Annotated in this window: 11 protein-coding genes; 3 read left to right on the top strand and 8 right to left on the bottom strand. The window is 45.9% G+C overall.

The window, feature by feature from the left end; translation table 11 throughout:
- Nucleotides 1-60 precede the first annotated feature (60 nt).
- Entirely contained in the window at nt 61-1,851 is a 1,791-nt protein-coding gene (uvrC, locus tag IGJ44_RS00775) for an excinuclease ABC subunit UvrC (protein WP_015508751.1), read from the top strand.
- Nucleotides 1,852-1,925: 74 nt separating this feature from the next.
- Here uvrC and IGJ44_RS00770 read toward each other — a convergent pair whose 3' ends face one another.
- The 3 genes from IGJ44_RS00770 to IGJ44_RS00760 all read right to left on the bottom strand — a co-directional run bounded on the left by IGJ44_RS00770 (nt 1,926) and on the right by IGJ44_RS00760 (nt 5,772).
- Entirely contained in the window at nt 1,926-2,666 is a 741-nt protein-coding gene (locus IGJ44_RS00770) for a GntR family transcriptional regulator (protein ID WP_167826594.1), read from the bottom strand.
- 191 nt (nt 2,667-2,857) lie between these two features.
- Nucleotides 2,858-4,138, bottom strand: a complete 1,281-nt coding sequence (locus IGJ44_RS00765) for a PTS sugar transporter subunit IIC (protein WP_005232725.1) — start codon at nt 4,136-4,138, stop codon at nt 2,858-2,860.
- A gap of 245 nt (nt 4,139-4,383) precedes the next feature.
- Complete coding sequence (locus IGJ44_RS00760; RefSeq protein WP_015508750.1) at nt 4,384-5,772, bottom strand: glycoside hydrolase family 1 protein; 1,389 nt, start codon at nt 5,770-5,772, stop codon at nt 4,384-4,386.
- A gap of 159 nt (nt 5,773-5,931) precedes the next feature.
- On the opposite strand from IGJ44_RS00760, the gene celB reads away from it, so the two are divergent.
- Together celB and IGJ44_RS00750 are read left to right on the top strand one after the other, a co-directional pair.
- Nucleotides 5,932-7,203 carry a PTS cellobiose transporter subunit IIC gene (celB, locus tag IGJ44_RS00755; RefSeq protein WP_005226670.1) on the top strand — a complete coding sequence of 424 codons (1,272 nt, stop codon included), beginning with the start codon at nt 5,932-5,934 and terminating at the stop codon, nt 7,201-7,203.
- 108 nt (nt 7,204-7,311) lie between these two features.
- Nucleotides 7,312-8,028 carry a GntR family transcriptional regulator gene (locus IGJ44_RS00750; protein ID WP_167826593.1) on the top strand — a complete coding sequence of 239 codons (717 nt, stop codon included), beginning with the start codon at nt 7,312-7,314 and terminating at the stop codon, nt 8,026-8,028.
- Nucleotides 8,029-8,101: 73 nt separating this feature from the next.
- Here the strand turns inward: IGJ44_RS00750 and IGJ44_RS00745 are convergent, their stop codons facing one another.
- The 5 genes from IGJ44_RS00745 to IGJ44_RS00725 form a co-directional block, all read right to left on the bottom strand.
- Nucleotides 8,102-10,564, bottom strand: a complete 2,463-nt coding sequence (locus tag IGJ44_RS00745; RefSeq protein WP_167826592.1) for a heavy metal translocating P-type ATPase — start codon at nt 10,562-10,564, stop codon at nt 8,102-8,104.
- Between the two features lie 262 nt (nt 10,565-10,826).
- Nucleotides 10,827-12,263 carry a glycoside hydrolase family 1 protein gene (locus IGJ44_RS00740; RefSeq protein ID WP_005226667.1) on the bottom strand — a complete coding sequence of 479 codons (1,437 nt, stop codon included), beginning with the start codon at nt 12,261-12,263 and terminating at the stop codon, nt 10,827-10,829.
- Between the two features lie 167 nt (nt 12,264-12,430).
- Nucleotides 12,431-14,197, bottom strand: coding sequence for an ABC transporter ATP-binding protein (locus IGJ44_RS00735; RefSeq protein WP_060791647.1), 1,767 nt, complete (start codon nt 14,195-14,197; stop codon nt 12,431-12,433).
- A complete protein-coding gene (locus IGJ44_RS00730; protein WP_430606029.1) occupies nt 14,163-15,905 on the bottom strand; it encodes an ABC transporter ATP-binding protein in 1,743 nt (580 codons plus the stop codon). Before IGJ44_RS00730 ends, IGJ44_RS00735 begins: the two co-directional genes overlap by 35 nt.
- Nucleotides 15,902-16,342 carry a MarR family winged helix-turn-helix transcriptional regulator gene (locus IGJ44_RS00725; RefSeq protein ID WP_010748552.1) on the bottom strand — a complete coding sequence of 147 codons (441 nt, stop codon included), beginning with the start codon at nt 16,340-16,342 and terminating at the stop codon, nt 15,902-15,904. The genes IGJ44_RS00730 and IGJ44_RS00725 overlap by 4 nt, the downstream gene beginning before the upstream one ends.
- Nucleotides 16,343-16,355 lie beyond the last annotated feature (13 nt).

Here is a 16,355-nt window from a genome sequence, read left to right as displayed (position 1 = left end):
TAGACCGCCCTTTGACTACTTTTGCAGTTCGTGAGCAAACCAGTAAGAAAGGATCTTGAAATGAACGAACAAATCAAGAACAAATTAGCGCTGCTTCCTGACCAACCCGGTTGTTATTTAATGAAAGATAAAAATAACAAAATCATCTATGTTGGGAAAGCCAAAATTTTAAAAAATCGTGTCCGTTCGTACTTTACCGGCAGTCACGATACGAAAACCGAACGGCTCGTTCAAGAAATCAATGATTTTGAGTACGTCGTTACCGAATCAAATACGGAAGCCTTATTGCTGGAAATCAATTTGATTCAAAAGAACAAACCGAAATACAATATCATGCTAAAGGACGACAAGTCGTATCCTTTTATTAAAGTAACCAAAGAGCGCTATCCGCGTCTGATCATCACTCGTAAAGTTTTAAAAGACGGGGCTTTATATTTTGGCCCCTATCCTGATGCACGAGCAGCCAATGAAACCAAACGGGTGCTGGATCGCCTCTTTCCTTTACGAAAATGCGGTCCTTCTCAAAAGCGGCCTTGTCTTTATTATCATTTGGGTCAATGCGTCTGTCCTTATGTCAACAATGTAGATCCCAAGGATTATCAGAAGATCGTTGATCAAGTCAAACACTTTTTCCACGGCGGTCACGTCGATATTTTGAAAGACCTGAAAGAGAAGATGGGCGAAGCTATTGAAACGTTAGAGTTTGAACGAGCGGCTGAGCTGCGGGATCAGATCCAAGCAATCGATACCGTCATGACGCGACAAAAAATGACTCTGACAGATCTGATGGACCGTGATGTCTTTGGCTACAGTGTCGACAAAGGCTGGATGTGTGTCCAAGTCTTCTTTATCCGTCAAGGAAAGCTGATCGAACGAGAAGTCTCTTTGTTTCCTTTCTACAATGAAGCGGATGAAGATTTCTTGACCTTCGTCGGCCAGTTTTACCAAAAGAATGAACACTTCATTCCCAAAGAAGTCTTTGTTCCGCAAAATGTCGATGCCGCCCCATTAGAAGCGCTGCTGGAAACCAAAGTCCTGCAGCCCCAACGAGGCGACAAAAAGAAATTGGTCGATTTGGCCAATAAAAATGCCCGCATTGCCTTGGCACAAAAATTTGCGTTGATCGAGCGTACCGAAGAACGGACGATCGGTGCAGTGGATCGTCTAGGCGAAGCCATGGGGATTGCGACACCTTATCGGATCGAAGCCTTCGATAACTCCCACATCATGGGGACCGACCCGGTTTCTGCAATGGTGGTTTTTGTCGACGGGAAGCCGTTTAAAGATGATTATCGGAAATATAAGATCCGTACCGCACAAGGCGGCGACGATTATGGCTCTATGCAAGAAGTCATCTACCGCCGATACTCTCGTGTCCTAAAAGAAAACCTGCCTTTTCCTGATCTGATCATCATCGATGGTGGGAAAGCCCAAGTCGGTGCTGCCCAAGAAGTGCTGCATAACCAGCTAGGTTTAGATATTCCCGTTGCCGGTTTAGTGAAGAACAACAAACACAAAACCAGCGAGTTGATTTTCGGGGAATTTTTAGATCCGATCCAACTGGAACGCAATTCTGTAGAATTCTTTTTGCTCCAACGGATCCAAGATGAGGTCCATCGTTTTGCGATCACCTTCCATCGCCAACTGCGCAGTAAAAACAGCTTTTCTTCCAAACTGGATGAAATTCCTGGCTTAGGACCAAAACGCAAGCAACAGCTGATGAAAACCTTCAAGTCGTTAAAAAACATCCAAGCAGCTTCCGTGGAAGAGATCCAGCAAGCTGGCATCCCCAAAGCCGTTGCGGAAACTATCTTAGCCAAACTAGGCGATCAAAATCAACCCACTTCTTAAGTCAAAACAAAAACGCTCCATAGCCAACAGTAGCTATGAAGCGTTTTTTCGTTGAAGAAGCATTTTGTAAGCCGTTACTTTTTGCGGTGCTGCAACAGATCAGGCTTCATGTCTAACATGGAATAGCCACGAACATCATACCGATTGCGGCTGCAGGAATAGTCCACTGGACGTCCCGATTCTAAATAGATGATCTGTTCTAATTCCAATACTGGATCATCTGCTTGGCACGCTAAATAGGTTTGATCGTATTCATCGCTTTTGGCAGCCTGAAAGGTCCGATAAGCACCAGCAAATTTGTAGCCTAAATCTTGCAGCAGGTAGTCATAGACGGATTCTTCCAAAATCTCTTTCGTCAAACCGCTGACTAGATCCAACGGCATATAGGAATGCTCGAGTATGTATGGATTGCCTTCTAAGATCCGCAAACGGATCACATGATAGATTGGTTGTTCGGCAGTGATCTGAAGCATCTCTTGAATTCTTGTTGTAGGAAAACAGACTTCAAAGGTGATGACTTGGCTAGTCAACGTCCGTTTTTCTTGTTTCATCTGATAGCTCAGGCCTTTGTATTCTGTCACCGATGAGGTATCTTTGCCCCAAAAGGAATGATTCAAAACTTTGGTCCCTAAGCCGCGCTTTGTCAGCAGCAAGCCTTCCATAATCAGGATGTTCACCGCATTTTTAATCGTCATTCGGCTGACGCCAAACTCTTTCACTAACTCTGTTTGATAAGGTAAAAGACTGTCTTTCGGATAAGTTCCGTCCTTGATTCTTTTACGCAGAACATCTGCGATCTCCATATATTTGGGCATTTTGCCACCTCCAAAACGTGTGTTGTATTGTATTGATTGAAAAACGAGAAAAGAACCGGCCAAACGAAAAGAGTGTCATCACACCACTGCACCTTCCAATGAAGCAGTGTGATAAGGGGTATTGCACTCTGATCGCGGCCGGATAAGGTCTATTACGTTTGGCGCTTGTTTCTAATCGACTCGATCAGACATTACGCATTTTTTAAACGGCGTGTTTCTTGAATTTGCGCCATTTTCACGAACGGCAAGTAGATAACGATTGACAAGATCAAGTTAACAGCTGCCAAAATTCCGCCAGCAATACTTTGTGTCGACAAAATACCGCCGATGATTGGTGGCGTCGTCCATGGTGCGATGACGGTACTTGCAGGAACTAAGCCAGTTGCGGTTGCAAAATAAGCAGTCGTTACTAAAACAAGTGGGGTCAACACATATGGGATGAACAAGATTGGGTTTAAGACAACTGGCAACCCAAACATCACTGGTTCATTGATCATAAACACACCTGGTGCAACGGATAGTTTTGCGACAGTCATATACGCTTTATGATGACGAGCAACTAAAAAGATCGCAATCAAAAGACCTAGTGTCGCACCTGTTCCGCCGATGTTCACGAAAGAATCAAAGAATGGTTTGTTCACGATATAAGGCAAATCTGTTCCTGCTTCTAATGCTCGTGCGTTTGCTTCGATCGCAGGCACATTGATCGTTTGCATGAACGGGTCGATGATGTTGGCACCATGTAAACCAAAGAACCATAAGAATGCAGAGATAAAACCTAATAGCAAAGCAGCTGGGTAAGAGTTTGCCAAGCCCATGAATGGTTGTTGCACCAATTCATAGAAGGACAATACGATACTTGTCACACCAAATGCTTGGAAAATTGCTGTAAACAAAGCAAAGATCGATACGGTGATCATTGCTGGGAATAACGCAGCAAATGAACGTGATACTGCTGGTGGTACGCCATCAGGCATGTTAATGACTAAGCGTGGGTTGCCAGCTAGACGACGGAAGATCTCAGTAGAAATGATCGATACGATTAATGCTAAAAATAATCCTTGAGAACCAAGTCCGGCAGCTGTTAACAAACCATCTGGGCCTGTCGCCATTGCACCTAATGCGAAGAAACTTGCAACTGAGATCGCCCCAGCACCTAATGCGTCTTGATTGTAGCTTTTAGCTAAATTATACGCTACTGTGAAAGCGATTAACAGACCAAGTATTGAAAAAGTACCTGCTGACAAGTTGTTCCCAAAGGCTTGCCATGTTCCTTCACCAAAAATGCCATTCATAAAATCAATATAGGCAGGGATTGGTAAGTTGTTGATCAATACCCCAAAAGAGCCTAAGATCATCAACGGCATCGTTACGATAAATCCGTCACGAATGGCCACTAGATGTCTTTGAGAGCCTATTTTAGAAGCGATCGGAATAAAGTGCTTCTCCATAAATCCAATAAATTTATCCATTGTTTTTTCTCCTTTCAAACCCTAACAAAATAATGAAACCGATTTCTACTAAAGAATACCACGAGAACGTTTCCATGTCTAGTCTTTTCTTTATCAAAACTGTGCTTTTATTTAACCCAGCTTATCATTTGCAAAAACAGGTGGTTTTTTAGTAGAATACCCCCTTTGAAATCAGCCAGAAAAAATCCGCGATTTTACACAAAAAAGCAATGCTGATTCCTACAGCATTGCTTTTTTCATTGTTATTAAAAGCCGTTATTATCTGAAACTTCTTTAAACCAACGACCTGATTTTTTCACCGTTCGTTTAGCATCATTTGCTAAGTCAACGGAGATAAATCCGTAACGGTTCTTGTAAGCATTGGTCCATGACCAGTTGTCCATGCAGGTCCACATATGATAGCCAACACAATTGGTTCCTTCTTGGATCGCTTGGTGGACGTACTTCAAGTGGTCAGAGACAAATTCGATGCGGTAATCATCTTCGATCACGCCATCAGCATTGACGAAACGTTCTTCTCCTTCGACACCCATGCCATTTTCAGAAATGTAGCACTTGATATTGCCATAGTTTTCTCGCGTGTTCGTCAAAATATCATAGATCCCTTTTTCATAGATTTCCCATCCACGATACGGGTTCATTTTCTTGTTCGGCATATCATAGTTATCAAAGTAATCATCAGGCATTGGACTTTTCGCTTCATCGATCGGTGATTCTTTCTTCATGATACGACGAGGTTGATAATAATTGATCCCCAACAAGTCGATCGTATTTTCGCGAATCGTTTGTAAATCATCGGCTTCCATCGCTGGTACCATATCCAATTCCTTGACGATAGTCACTAATTCTTCTGGGAACGTGCCTTTGACCGCAGGGTCTAAGAAAGAACGATTAAAGAAGGCATCCGCGATTTGCGCTGCTTTGACATCCTCTGGATCGTTCTCATCTCTTGGATAGCTTGGCGTCAAGTTCAAGATGATGCCGATCTCCCCATCAAGGTTCATCTCATGATAGACTTTGATGGCTTTAGCACTCGCCAACGTTTCGTGGAACCCAACTTGGACTGCATGTTTCATGTTGATCTCATTCGGATAATGGAATTGGTAAAGATAGCCGCCTTCAACAGGGACGATCGGTTCATTATGAGTGAACCATTTCTTGACACGATCACCAAATAATGTAAAGCAGGTTTGCGCAAATGCGACATAGGCATCCACGGTCTCTCGGTTCAACCAGCCGCCTTTTTCTTGCAGCGCCATCGGCATATCGAAGTGGTAAAGGTTCATGAAAGGTTCGATCCCATTGGCGATCAACTCATCAATGTAGGCGTTGTAAAAATCAACGGCTTTTTGATTGACTTCTCCTTTGCCTTGCGGGAAGAGACGACTCCATTGGATCGACGTCCGAAACGTCGTATGGCCGGTTTCTTTCATTAGTTGAATATCTTCTTGATAGCGTGTGTAGACTTGCGAGGTTTTTTCAGGACCTACCTCATTGAAAAATTTCTCTGGTTCTTGCTGATACCAGTAATCCCAGATGCTTGCCCCTTTGCCATCGCCTTCAAATACACCTTCTGTTTGTGGGCCACTAGCGGCTGACCCCCACCAAAAGCCTGCTGGAAATTGATAATCCATCTTCATTCACTCCTCATTTTTTCTTTGCTGCCCTAATCATAAAGGAAGCAGTTACAAAAATCAATCTTTTTTAAAATAAATGTATAGACATTTAAAATAAAACATGATACATTATCAATGTAATCGATTGCAAAAAGAAATTTAAGGAGTGAAATAATAATGAATGGTTTTATGGACAAGTTATCTGAAAAGATTTTGCCCTTGGCGAATGCCTTAGGACAAAATCGCTACCTGACCGTCTTGCGGGACGCGTTTATGCTTTCGTTCCCAATCACTATGTTTGGATCGATCGTGGTCGTTTTAAACAACCTGCCCTTCTTCAGTGATGCCACTAAAGGAACATTAGGAACACTGTTTGGCAATGGGCAAAATGCAACAATGAGTATCATGACTGTTTTCGTTACTTTCGGTATTGGCTATTATTTATCAAAATCATATGATGTGGAAGGGATTTTTGGTGGTGCCGTTTCGTTTGCCAGCTTTTTGATCTTGACTCCTTTCTTTATGACTACTGAATCTGGCGAAACGATCTCCGGTGTGCTGTCTCTTGATCGTCTTGGCGCAAAAGGGATGTTTATCGGGATGATCGCAGCATTTTTGGCAGCTGAAATCTATTGCCGCATCACAAAACGCGGCTGGCAGATCAAAATGCCTGATGGGGTACCACCAGCAGTTTCTAAATCTTTTGCAGCTTTGATTCCAGCAATTATCACCTTAACGGTATTCTTAGTGATCAATGCCATCATGACGGGTGTCTTCAATGCCAACTTGCATGACCTGGTTTATGAATTGATCCAAAAACCATTGACTGGACTAGGCAGCAGCTTGCCAGCAACTCTATTGGCTTTGTTCTTTGTTCAATTCCTTTGGTTCTTCGGTCTACATGGTCAAATCATCGTCAACTCTGTGATGGACCCGATTTGGAATACATTGATGTTAGACAACTTAGAAGCGTATCAAAATGGGGATGCACTGCCGCATATCGTCACAAAACCATTTATGGAAACCTTTACTGTTGGATTAGGCGGTTCTGGTATGACGTTAGCCGTTGTTATCTTGATGGCTTTCGTATTGAAGAAAAAACAATACCGCGATGTGGGTCGTTTGGCTTTAGCACCAGGGATCTTTAACGTTAACGAACCAGCCATCTTCGGTATGCCGATCGTCTTGAATGCGACGATCCTGATTCCTTGGGTCGTAGCACCTCTTGTGGTAACGACCTTCAACTACTTAGTGATGGCGGCTGGACTTGTTCCTGCACCAACTGGTGTTTCTGTTCCTTGGACCGTTCCAGTGGTCTTCAGTGGTGTCTTAGCAACCAACTCTTGGTTAGGTGGTTTGCTGCAAGTCATTGACGTGGTGATCGTCGGCTTGATCTGGTATCCATTCTTACGTGTGTTAGATCGTCAAGCAGAACCATCAATCGATTAAGCGCAACGGCTGGCTGAATTTTTTCAGTCAGCCGTTCTTTTTATAAAAAAACCAAGGTTTGATTGTCGAAACCGCTTTTTTCAGCTATACTTCTTGCGAGGTGATCAGATGCCAAAATACCAAGAAATTGCCAATATTTTACGCACACGTATCAAAAACAAAACGTATCCGCCTGACAGCTTACTGCCGAATCAAACTGATTTAGTCGAGGAATTCGGAGTCAGCCGGATGACCGTCAAAAAAGCCATCGGTATTTTAGCCATGGAAGGACTGGTTTATTCTCAGCGGGGCGCTGGAACAAAAATATTGAACCACCCATTCTTAAAAAAAGACACCACTGCTTTAACGGTCTATGAAGGCTTGTCAACGGAAATGGGCAAAGCTGACCGCAAGCTAGTCAGTCAGGTCATCGATTTTCAAGTCGAATTTCCTGACCAAACGATCCAAGAAAAGTTGATGTTAACGGAAGAACAACCGATCTATAGTATTGTCCGCTTGCGGATTCTTGAAGACCAGCCGTTTATTTTAGAATATACCTATATGCCCGTCCATTTGGTGCCCAATTTAACTCGTGGCCATTTAGAAAGTTCTATCTATCGTTATGTCAAAGAGGAACTAGGGGTCCAGTTTGCTGGCGCCTACCGCACCATCGCCGCTGATAAAAGTACTGCGTACGATCAACAGTATTTGGACTGTAAAGCCGATGATCCGGTCTTAGAGATCGAACAGATCGTCTATCAGAAAAATGGCTCACCCATCGAATTTTCCCGTAGTCGCAACCGTTATGACGTGCGGGCCTACTCTTATTTAGATGTCCAGCACTAAAAAGACCTGCCCACGGTTTTCTTCCATCAGAAACCGTGGGCAGGTCTTTTTGTTGGTGCATTCGTTGCTTCGGTTATTTTTTCGCTGAGGGTTGGAATCGTTTCAGCCGCAAGGCATTTAATAAAACGGATACCGAGCTGAAGCTCATGGCCGCCCCAGCGATCATTGGATTGAGCAAGGGGCCGCCGAAAAGATGCAGCACACCCATTGCAACAGGGATGCCTAAGACGTTATAAGCAAAAGCCCAGAAAAGATTTTCTTTGATGTTTTTGATTGTTGCCCGACTTAACTCGATCGCGGATGGGACGTCCATTAGATCGCTGCGCATCAGTACGATGTCTGCCGATTCGATGGCGACATCGGTACCAGAGCCGATCGCGATCCCTACATCGGCTTGGGCTAACGCGGGCGCATCATTGATCCCGTCACCTACCATCGCAACCTTTTGGCCTTTGGCTTGCAGGCCAGCTACTTTGGCGGCTTTATCTTCTGGCAAGACGTCACTGATCACTTCATCGATACCGACTTGTTTGGCGATGGCTTGGGCCGTTCGGGCATTGTCGCCCGTGATCATTGCTACGTACAAGCCCATTTGATGCAACCGTTCAATGGCTTTTCGACTGCTTTCTTTGATAGTATCTGCCACAGCGATGATCCCGATCGCTTCGCCGTCTTTGGCAACATACATCGGTGTTTTCCCTTCGTGAGCCAATTGTTGGGCTTGCTCGATCAGGCCATCGATGGCAACGTTTTGTTTTTCCAACCATTTCTGGTTGCCTAATAGGACTGGACTGCCAGCGATCGTTCCTTGAATCCCATGCCCTGGGATCGCTTCAAACCCGTCAACTTCTTGTAGGGCGAGAGCTTGCGTTCGGGCTTCGATCACAATGGCTTCGCCTAATGGATGTTCTGAGCCTTTTTCAACAGAAGCCGCCAGCTGCAGCAATTCCGTCGGCGTGTGATTGCCTGCAGGCAGGAGATCTGTTACGACTGGTTTGCCTTCTGTGATCGTGCCCGTTTTATCAAAGACGATCGTCGTCACGTTTCTAGCTGTTTCTAACGCATCGCCGCTTTTGATCAAGACGCCATTTTCTGCCCCTTTGCCCGCACCCACCATGATGGCGGTCGGTGTCGCTAATCCTAAGGCACACGGACAGGCAATCACTAATACAGAGATCGTAATGGTCAATGAGAAGATCCAGGTTTCTTGTCCTAAGAAAAACCAGGCAAGTCCTGCAAAAACCGCCAAGACCATGACGATCGGGACAAACACACCCGAAACTTTGTCAGCCATGCGAGCAATCGGCGCTTTGGAGCCTTGGGCATTTTCTACTAACTGAATGATTTGCGCTAACGTTGAATCTTCTCCCACATTGGTGGCTTCATATTGAAAGGAGCCGTTTTTGTTGATGCTGGCGCCGATCACGCGATCACCGACTTGTTTTTCGATAGGTAAGCTTTCTCCAGTAATCATTGATTCATCGATGGCAGAGCGGCCTTGGGTAACGATCCCATCCACAGGAATCTTCTCACCAGGTCGTACGATTAAGATATCGCCAGCTGCGACTTCTTCAATACCCACTTCGACTTCTTCGGCTTGATTCCCGCTGCCGCGGAGCACGCGGGCTTTTTTCGGTGCGAGATCCAACAACTTCTTGATAGCTTCGGAGGTTTTGCCCTTCGAGACCGACTCAAGGTATTTTCCTAAAGTAACTAATGCCAAAATAACGGCGGCCGTTTCATAGTACAAGTGCATCGCATAGTGGGTCGTGCCCAGGTAGACCATCACGGTCCCATAAATACTATAAAAGAAGGCAGCACTGGTTCCCAATGCGACGAGGGAATCCATATTGGGATGGCCTTTCCAAAGCGCTTTGAAACCAGCAATGTAAAAGGCGCGACCGAGGACCATCACCGGTAAGACCAAAAGCAATTGAGTGGTAACGAAATTGACTGGATAGGCCATCGGATCTAAAAAGCCAGGGATCGGCAAACCGATCATTTCCCCCATCGTCAAATAGAACAAGGGGATCGTAAAGAGCGCTGAAAGCCAAAACCGTTGCCATAAAGCACGAATCTCTGCCTGTTTTGAATCCGCCTTGTCGGCAGAAGCGGTCGGCAGCTGTGCATCATAGCCCGCCTCTTTCACGGCAGCTGCGATCTTCGCGGCGGTCACTTGATCTTGTTGATAGCTGACCGTCAGTTTTTCTGTTGCCAGATTGACGGAGGCTTGCTCCACACCCGCTAATTTTTGGACAGCTTTTTCTACTGTTTGGGCACAAGACGCACAGGTCATGCCCGAGATGGCAAAGGTCTCTTGTCTTTGAGAGCCGATCAGTTGATAGCCCGCTGCTTTGATGGCCGCAGCGAGTGTTTCTTCGGTGAGCTGCTGCTCATCATAACGAATATGTAATTTTTCAGTAGCCAAATTGACAGCTGCTTGGTCGACCCCCGCCAGCTTGCTGACAGTTTTTTCGACGGTCTGGGAACAAGACGCACAGGTCATCCCTTTTACTCCATAATTCTTTTCGATCATTGTTTCCTTCCTCCTTGCTTGCTATGCAAACCCATTAACCTTTTATGTTTACAGTTGTAATCTTCTTCTACTTTACAATTATCGTTTACACTTGTCAACGATAATACTCAAAAAAAGGACGTTCTCCTTTGAAGCGGCCCAAAACGCGAGACTTTTGGTCTACCTTTGGGCGGTCGCTACAGGTGGAACGTACTTTTTTCTAAGAAACGATCACTGCCGTTGCAGGGGTCGTTTCGCTTATTCAGGTATTGGTTTTAGGAGGCTAGCACTCTTGCCCGTTGGTTTTGATCAGCTCTTGGTACCAGTAGAAGCTGTCTTTCTTGTAGCGTGCCAAAGATCCTTCTTGCGTTTCATCTTGGTCAACATAGACAAAGCCATAGCGTTTTTGGTAGCCGTTCAACCAGCTTAGCAAATCAGTGAAGGACCAGGTGCAATAGCCAAGAACTTCCGCGCCGTCGCTGATCGCTTCTTTAATGGCATGGACATGCCCTGCTAAATAATCGATGCGGTATTGGTCATGGATTTGATGATCGTCGGTTAGTTTGTCGTATTCACCAAGTCCGTTTTCGGTAATGATCACAGGCACCCGATAACGGCTAGTGATTCGTCGTAAAGCGATCCGCAGCCCTTGAGGATCGATCTCCCAATCCCAATTCGTCCGTTCCACAAATGGATTTTCGGCTTTTTTGAACATTCCTGGTGTCCCGGTTTCTTCGGAGCTGCCTTTTTTCCCAGTGGTGTTCATTTTCCCCGCTCCGACTCCATCTAATGGATTGTAGGCATTTGTTGCTGTTTGGTAATAGTTGATCCCTAAGAAATCTGGTTTTGCTGAACGCAGCAAGTCCATATCTCCTGGTTCGATCGTTGGTGCGATCCCTTGCTCTTTCAAGTAATTCATTGCCGCAATCGGGTATTCGCCCCATAGATAGACGTCTAACCAATAATGCGCCATCAAGTCTTCCGCGTTTTCAGCTGCCAAAATATTTTTCGGGTCGCTGTTGATTGGGTAGTTCGGTGAGTAGGCGAAACTTGGTCCGATTTTCCCTGGGATTTTCATCTCATGGAACTTGTTGATCACCGAAGCATTCGCCAAGTTAGCGATATGATTGACTTCATACATCCGTTTAGGATCGGTCACTCCTGGTGGATGGGCAGCTAAAAGATAGCCTAACGAAGTAAAGATATTTTGTTCATTCAAGCTGACCCAATAGTGGACTTTGCCGCGAAAGGCTTCAAACAATACGGCCGCATAGTTGGTGAAATCTTCAATGATTTTGCGAGATTCCCAGCCACCATATTCTTCTTGCAAAGCTCGTGGCAGATCCCAATGGTACAAGGTCACCATCGGTTCGATCCCTGCTTTTATCAGTTCATCGATCAATGCTAAATAAAAGTCTAACCCTGCTTGATTGACTTCTCCTCGTCCTTCTGGAAAAATCCGTGTCCAAGCAATGGAAAAACGATAGGTTTTCAATCCTTGTTCTTTCATCAAGGCAACATCTTCTTTGAAGCGGTGGTAATGGTCGACTGCGACATCTCCGTTAGTTGCTTTAAAGGTTTTTCCTGGAATGCGGACAAAATCGTCCCAAACCGAAGCTCCTTTGCCGTCTTCTTGCCATGCGCCTTCTACTTGATAGGCTGCTGATGCTGAACCCCATAAAAAATCATTGGGGAATTCTTTTAGTTGTTTGTGATCCAATTGTTTCCCTTCTTTCTGTTTGATGATACCCCTTTCTTAAGTATACCGATAATTGCCTGATTTGTCATAAGAAGATTTTGTACCTATGCCAAGAAAGTCGATGGCACGCAAAAAACATCCTTGCAAGCAGTGGCGTTCTCCTTGCAAGGATGTGGACTAGCTATGGATCATGCATCAAATTGTGCCTGATAGAGTGCGGCGTAACGCCCCTCTTTGGCTACTAATTCTTCGTGGGTCCCTTGCTCTACGATATTCCCCTGTTCCACCACGAGGATCGTATCAGCATGTCGAATCGTGGACAAGCGATGGGCGATCACAAAGGAGGTTTTGCCTTTCATCAATTTGGTCATCGCTGCTTGGATCAGCAGCTCTGTTTGCGTGTCGACATTCGATGTGGCTTCATCAAGAATCAACAGATCGGCATCCAACAGCATTGCTCGTGCAATCGTCAACAGCTGTTTTTGCCCTTGTGAGATACCGGTTCCGTCTTCAGAGATCAAAGTATCATAGCCTTTTGGCAGGCTCATAATAAAGTCATGGATATGGGCGGCTTGTGCAGCAGCTTGGACTTCTGCCAACGTCGCATTCGCCTTGCCGTAGGCCAAATTGTCGAAAACCGTTCCCGTGAACAACCAGGTATCTTGCAGCACCATCGCATAGCTTTGCCGTAGGCTGCGACGTGTCGCTTGGCGGATATTTTTACCGTCTAACCGAATCGCTCCTTGGTCAGGGTCATAAAACCGCATCAAGAGGTTCACGATGGTGGTTTTCCCGGCTCCGGTCGGTCCGACGATCGCGACCAAGCTGCCAGCTGGTACTTGTAGCGAAAGGTCTTTGATGATGGGCTGCTGTGCTTGATAGCCGAAGGTCACATGGTCAAAGGCGACATCACCAGACACCTCGTGGTATTCGTAGGCTCCAGGAACATCAGAAACTTCAGGTTCTTCATCCAGCAAACGGAAGATCCGTTCTGCCGCCGCCAATGCTGATTGCAAATCGCTGAAGATGTTGGCTAACTCATTGATTGGTCCTGAGAATTTTCTGGAGTAAAGAACAAAGGAAGAAACATTCCCTAATGTCAGATGACCGAACAAAAACAGCAAAGCGCCAAACATACTGATCAAGGACAACGACAGATTGTTGATAAAGTTGATGGAAGGACCAGTCATACTGCCGTAGTACTCAGCATTGTAATAGGCATCCACCGCTTCTTGGTTTTTTTCGTCAAAACGGCTGATGATCGCTTCTTCTTGGTTATACAGCTTGATCGTTTGCTGACCAGAAATAATCTCTTCCACAAAGCCGTTCAGTTCGCCTAATTTGCGAGAACGACGGCGAAACAATGGTTGAAATTTGCTCATCAAAAAGCGGGTCAAAAAGATCGAAGCGGGAACCGTTACGACAAAAATCAGCACCAGCAGCGGCGAAATCAAAACCATCATCACAAACGAACCAATGATCGTCACAAGACTGCTGAGGACTTGAATGGCATCGCTGGCCAATGACGTATTGATGGTATCGACATCATAACTGATGCGGCTGATGATATCCCCAGTGGCGACTCGGTCAAAATACCCAACCGGCAGTTCGGTGATTTTATCAAAAATCGCCTTGCGCATCGCTGCCACCACCCGCTGACTCAAGCGGATCATCATGAGCGAAATCAGATAACTAAGAAGGGAAGACGCAAGATAAAACAGCAGCATCAGCCCACAATAAAAGAAGACTCGGTCAAAAATGACCTTGCCGGGACCCGGTTGAATGGCATCAATGGCGTACCCTGAAAGCAACGGTCCCACCAAGGCGAAAATGTTGCTGGCCATCATCAATACAGCGGCTGCCAGCAGGAGACCTTTGTACTCGTAGAGATAGCCCCACAAACGCCGTAGTGTTTTCTTACTATCCTGCGGTTTTTCCGTTTTTTTCTTCGGCATCGTCGGCACCTCCTGTCTGACCTTGATAAATGGCTTGGTAGATCGCATTTTCTGCTAGTAATTCTTGGTGACTGCCAAAGCCGTTCATTTGCCCGTTTTCCAGTACCAAAATTTTGTCGGCATGCTGGATCGAGCTGATCCGCTGCGCGATCAAGACCGTCGTCGTCTGTTGAAACTGCTGTCTCAGGACCTTGCGCAACTGAGCGTCGGTCCGATAATCCAGCGCACTGGCAGAATCATCCAAAATCAAAATCTCTGGATCCCCCGCCAAGGCCCGCGATAACAAGACCCGCTGCTTTTGACCCCCGCTTAAATTGCTGCCTTTAGCATGCAGTGGATGAGCTAAGCGCTTGGGTAGTTGATTGATAAACTCCTTGGCTTGGGCGCGAGCCGCCGCTTCTTCGATCTGTTCTTTAGAAAACCGCCGACCAAAAGCGATATTTTCTTCGATCGTTTCCGCAAAAAGCACGTCTTTTTGTAAGACGACACCGAATAACTGATGCAGCTCCGTCGGATCGATGGAGCGAATGTCGCGACCAGCGATGCGAATCATGCCCTTCGTTGGGTCATAGAGCCGCAGCAGTAGTTTGACGATCGTTGATTTTCCACTACCAGTCGCACCGATAATCCCTAAGGTTTCTCCCGGCTGCAAGGAAAAATCGATGTCTTTCAGCACCTGGGTACCGTTAGGATAGGTGAAGGAAACTTTTTCAAAAACAATATGCGCAGACTCTTCTTTGACAGGCGCCTCAATGACTTGCATATTTTGCGGCAGGTGCAAGACGGATTGGATTCGATCGGCAGAAGCCAGCCCCTTCGACACGATCACAAAGATGCGCGTGATACTGAGCATGGCATTCAAAATGATCGTAAAATAAGTCAAAAAGGCGATGATGACGCCTGGTTGGGTCAATCCTTGATTGACGCGAAAGGCACTGACGACGATCACTAGCGTCAGTCCGATATTCAAAAATAGGTCCATCAGGGGCGGTGTCGCAGCCATCGTTCGATTAGCGGTAGTTTCCGCAGCTACTACGTCTTGGTTGACGTGGTCAAAGCGCTTTTTCTCGTAATCTGCTTTGGACAAGGCCTTGATCACCCGAGCCCCAGTCACATTTTCACGGACAGTTCGCACCAACACATCCACTTGCTTTTGCAATGAGGCAAACAAGGGGATCCCCCGTTTCGAGATCGTGACTGCCGCCACTAAAGTGAAGGGCAAGACGCCTACTAAGACCAGCGTCAACACGGGATCTAATGTGGCAGTGATCATGATCCCCCCTAATAACAGAATCGGGGCACGAATCCCCATCCGTTGGATCATGCCTACCGTTTGATGGATGTTGTAAGTGTCTGTCGTCAAGCGAGACACCAAGGAAGGGATCCCGACTTCTTCGACTTGCGGAATCGACAGATAGGAAACTTTTTCAAATAAATCATGGCGTATACTGCCGGTGGTATCGCGAGCAACACTGGAGGCCATCCGATTGGCGATGATATTGGTGACGACTGCGATGATGGAGCAGACCACCATCGCCCCACCCCAAGCAAAAATCGCAGATACCTGCTTCGTGGGGATCACAGAATCGATGATATACGCCAAAATCCAAGGCAATAGCAAGTCCATCAGGGAGCCGAAGAATTTGATACTGACGCCAAGGGAGATGCGGCCGATATAGGGTTTTAAATATTGAGTCAAAAGATTCATTCCATCGCCTCATCTTTCGCTAAAAGCCGCTGGGAATTTTCTTTGACGATTTCCAGATCGGCGATCAACTGCTGCTGTTGGGCAGCAGAAAAACCTGCTACGACTTGTTCATTCCAGCTTTGAAGCAGCTGTTGGATCGCTGGTTGGACGGCGAGTGCTTTTTCGGTTGGATAAACCAGTAATTGTCGTTTGTCGGTGGGACTGCTGGTTCTAGTGACAAATCCTCGTTCTTCTAGGATTGCTAGTTGACGGGCAACATTGCTTTTATTCACAAAAATCTTCTTGGCTAATGCTTCTTGACTGATCCCCGGTTGGCGGCAAATGTTTAAGATATAGGTATGATGCATCCCGCCTAAACCAAATTTTTTCAGTTCTTTTTCCCGATAAAGGGTGGCGAGACGGGCAATATGATTGATTGAGCGGATAATGGCTTCCATGAGCACTCCTGCC

This window comes from Enterococcus sp. DIV1368d (assembly GCF_050542975.1).
In the GTDB taxonomy this organism is placed as follows: Bacteria; Bacillota; Bacilli; order Lactobacillales; family Enterococcaceae; genus Enterococcus_D; species Enterococcus_D casseliflavus.
The sequence above is the reverse complement of the archived record's forward strand: the minus strand, read 5'-3'. Positions and strand labels throughout refer to the sequence as shown.

Bases quoted from the DNA above. Each gene is read 5' to 3' on its own strand.
- uvrC (WP_015508751.1), top strand. From the start codon at position 61: ATGAACGAACAAATCAAGAACAAATTAGCGCTGCTTCCTGACCAACCC.
- IGJ44_RS00735 (WP_060791647.1), bottom strand. From the start codon at position 14,197: ATGCCGAAGAAAAAAACGGAAAAACCGCAGGATAGTAAGAAAACACTA.
- IGJ44_RS00770 (WP_167826594.1), bottom strand. From the start codon at position 2,666: ATGCCCAAATATATGGAGATCGCAGATGTTCTGCGTAAAAGAATCAAG.
- IGJ44_RS00760 (WP_015508750.1), bottom strand. From the start codon at position 5,772: ATGGATTATCAATTTCCAGCAGGCTTTTGGTGGGGGTCAGCCGCTAGT.
- IGJ44_RS00750 (WP_167826593.1), top strand. From the start codon at position 7,312: ATGCCAAAATACCAAGAAATTGCCAATATTTTACGCACACGTATCAAA.
- celB (WP_005226670.1), top strand. From the start codon at position 5,932: ATGAATGGTTTTATGGACAAGTTATCTGAAAAGATTTTGCCCTTGGCG.
- IGJ44_RS00745 (WP_167826592.1), bottom strand. From the start codon at position 10,564: ATGATCGAAAAGAATTATGGAGTAAAAGGGATGACCTGTGCGTCTTGT.
- IGJ44_RS00725 (WP_010748552.1), bottom strand. From the start codon at position 16,342: ATGGAAGCCATTATCCGCTCAATCAATCATATTGCCCGTCTCGCCACC.
- IGJ44_RS00730 (WP_430606029.1), bottom strand. From the start codon at position 15,905: ATGAATCTTTTGACTCAATATTTAAAACCCTATATCGGCCGCATCTCC.
- IGJ44_RS00765 (WP_005232725.1), bottom strand. From the start codon at position 4,138: ATGGATAAATTTATTGGATTTATGGAGAAGCACTTTATTCCGATCGCT.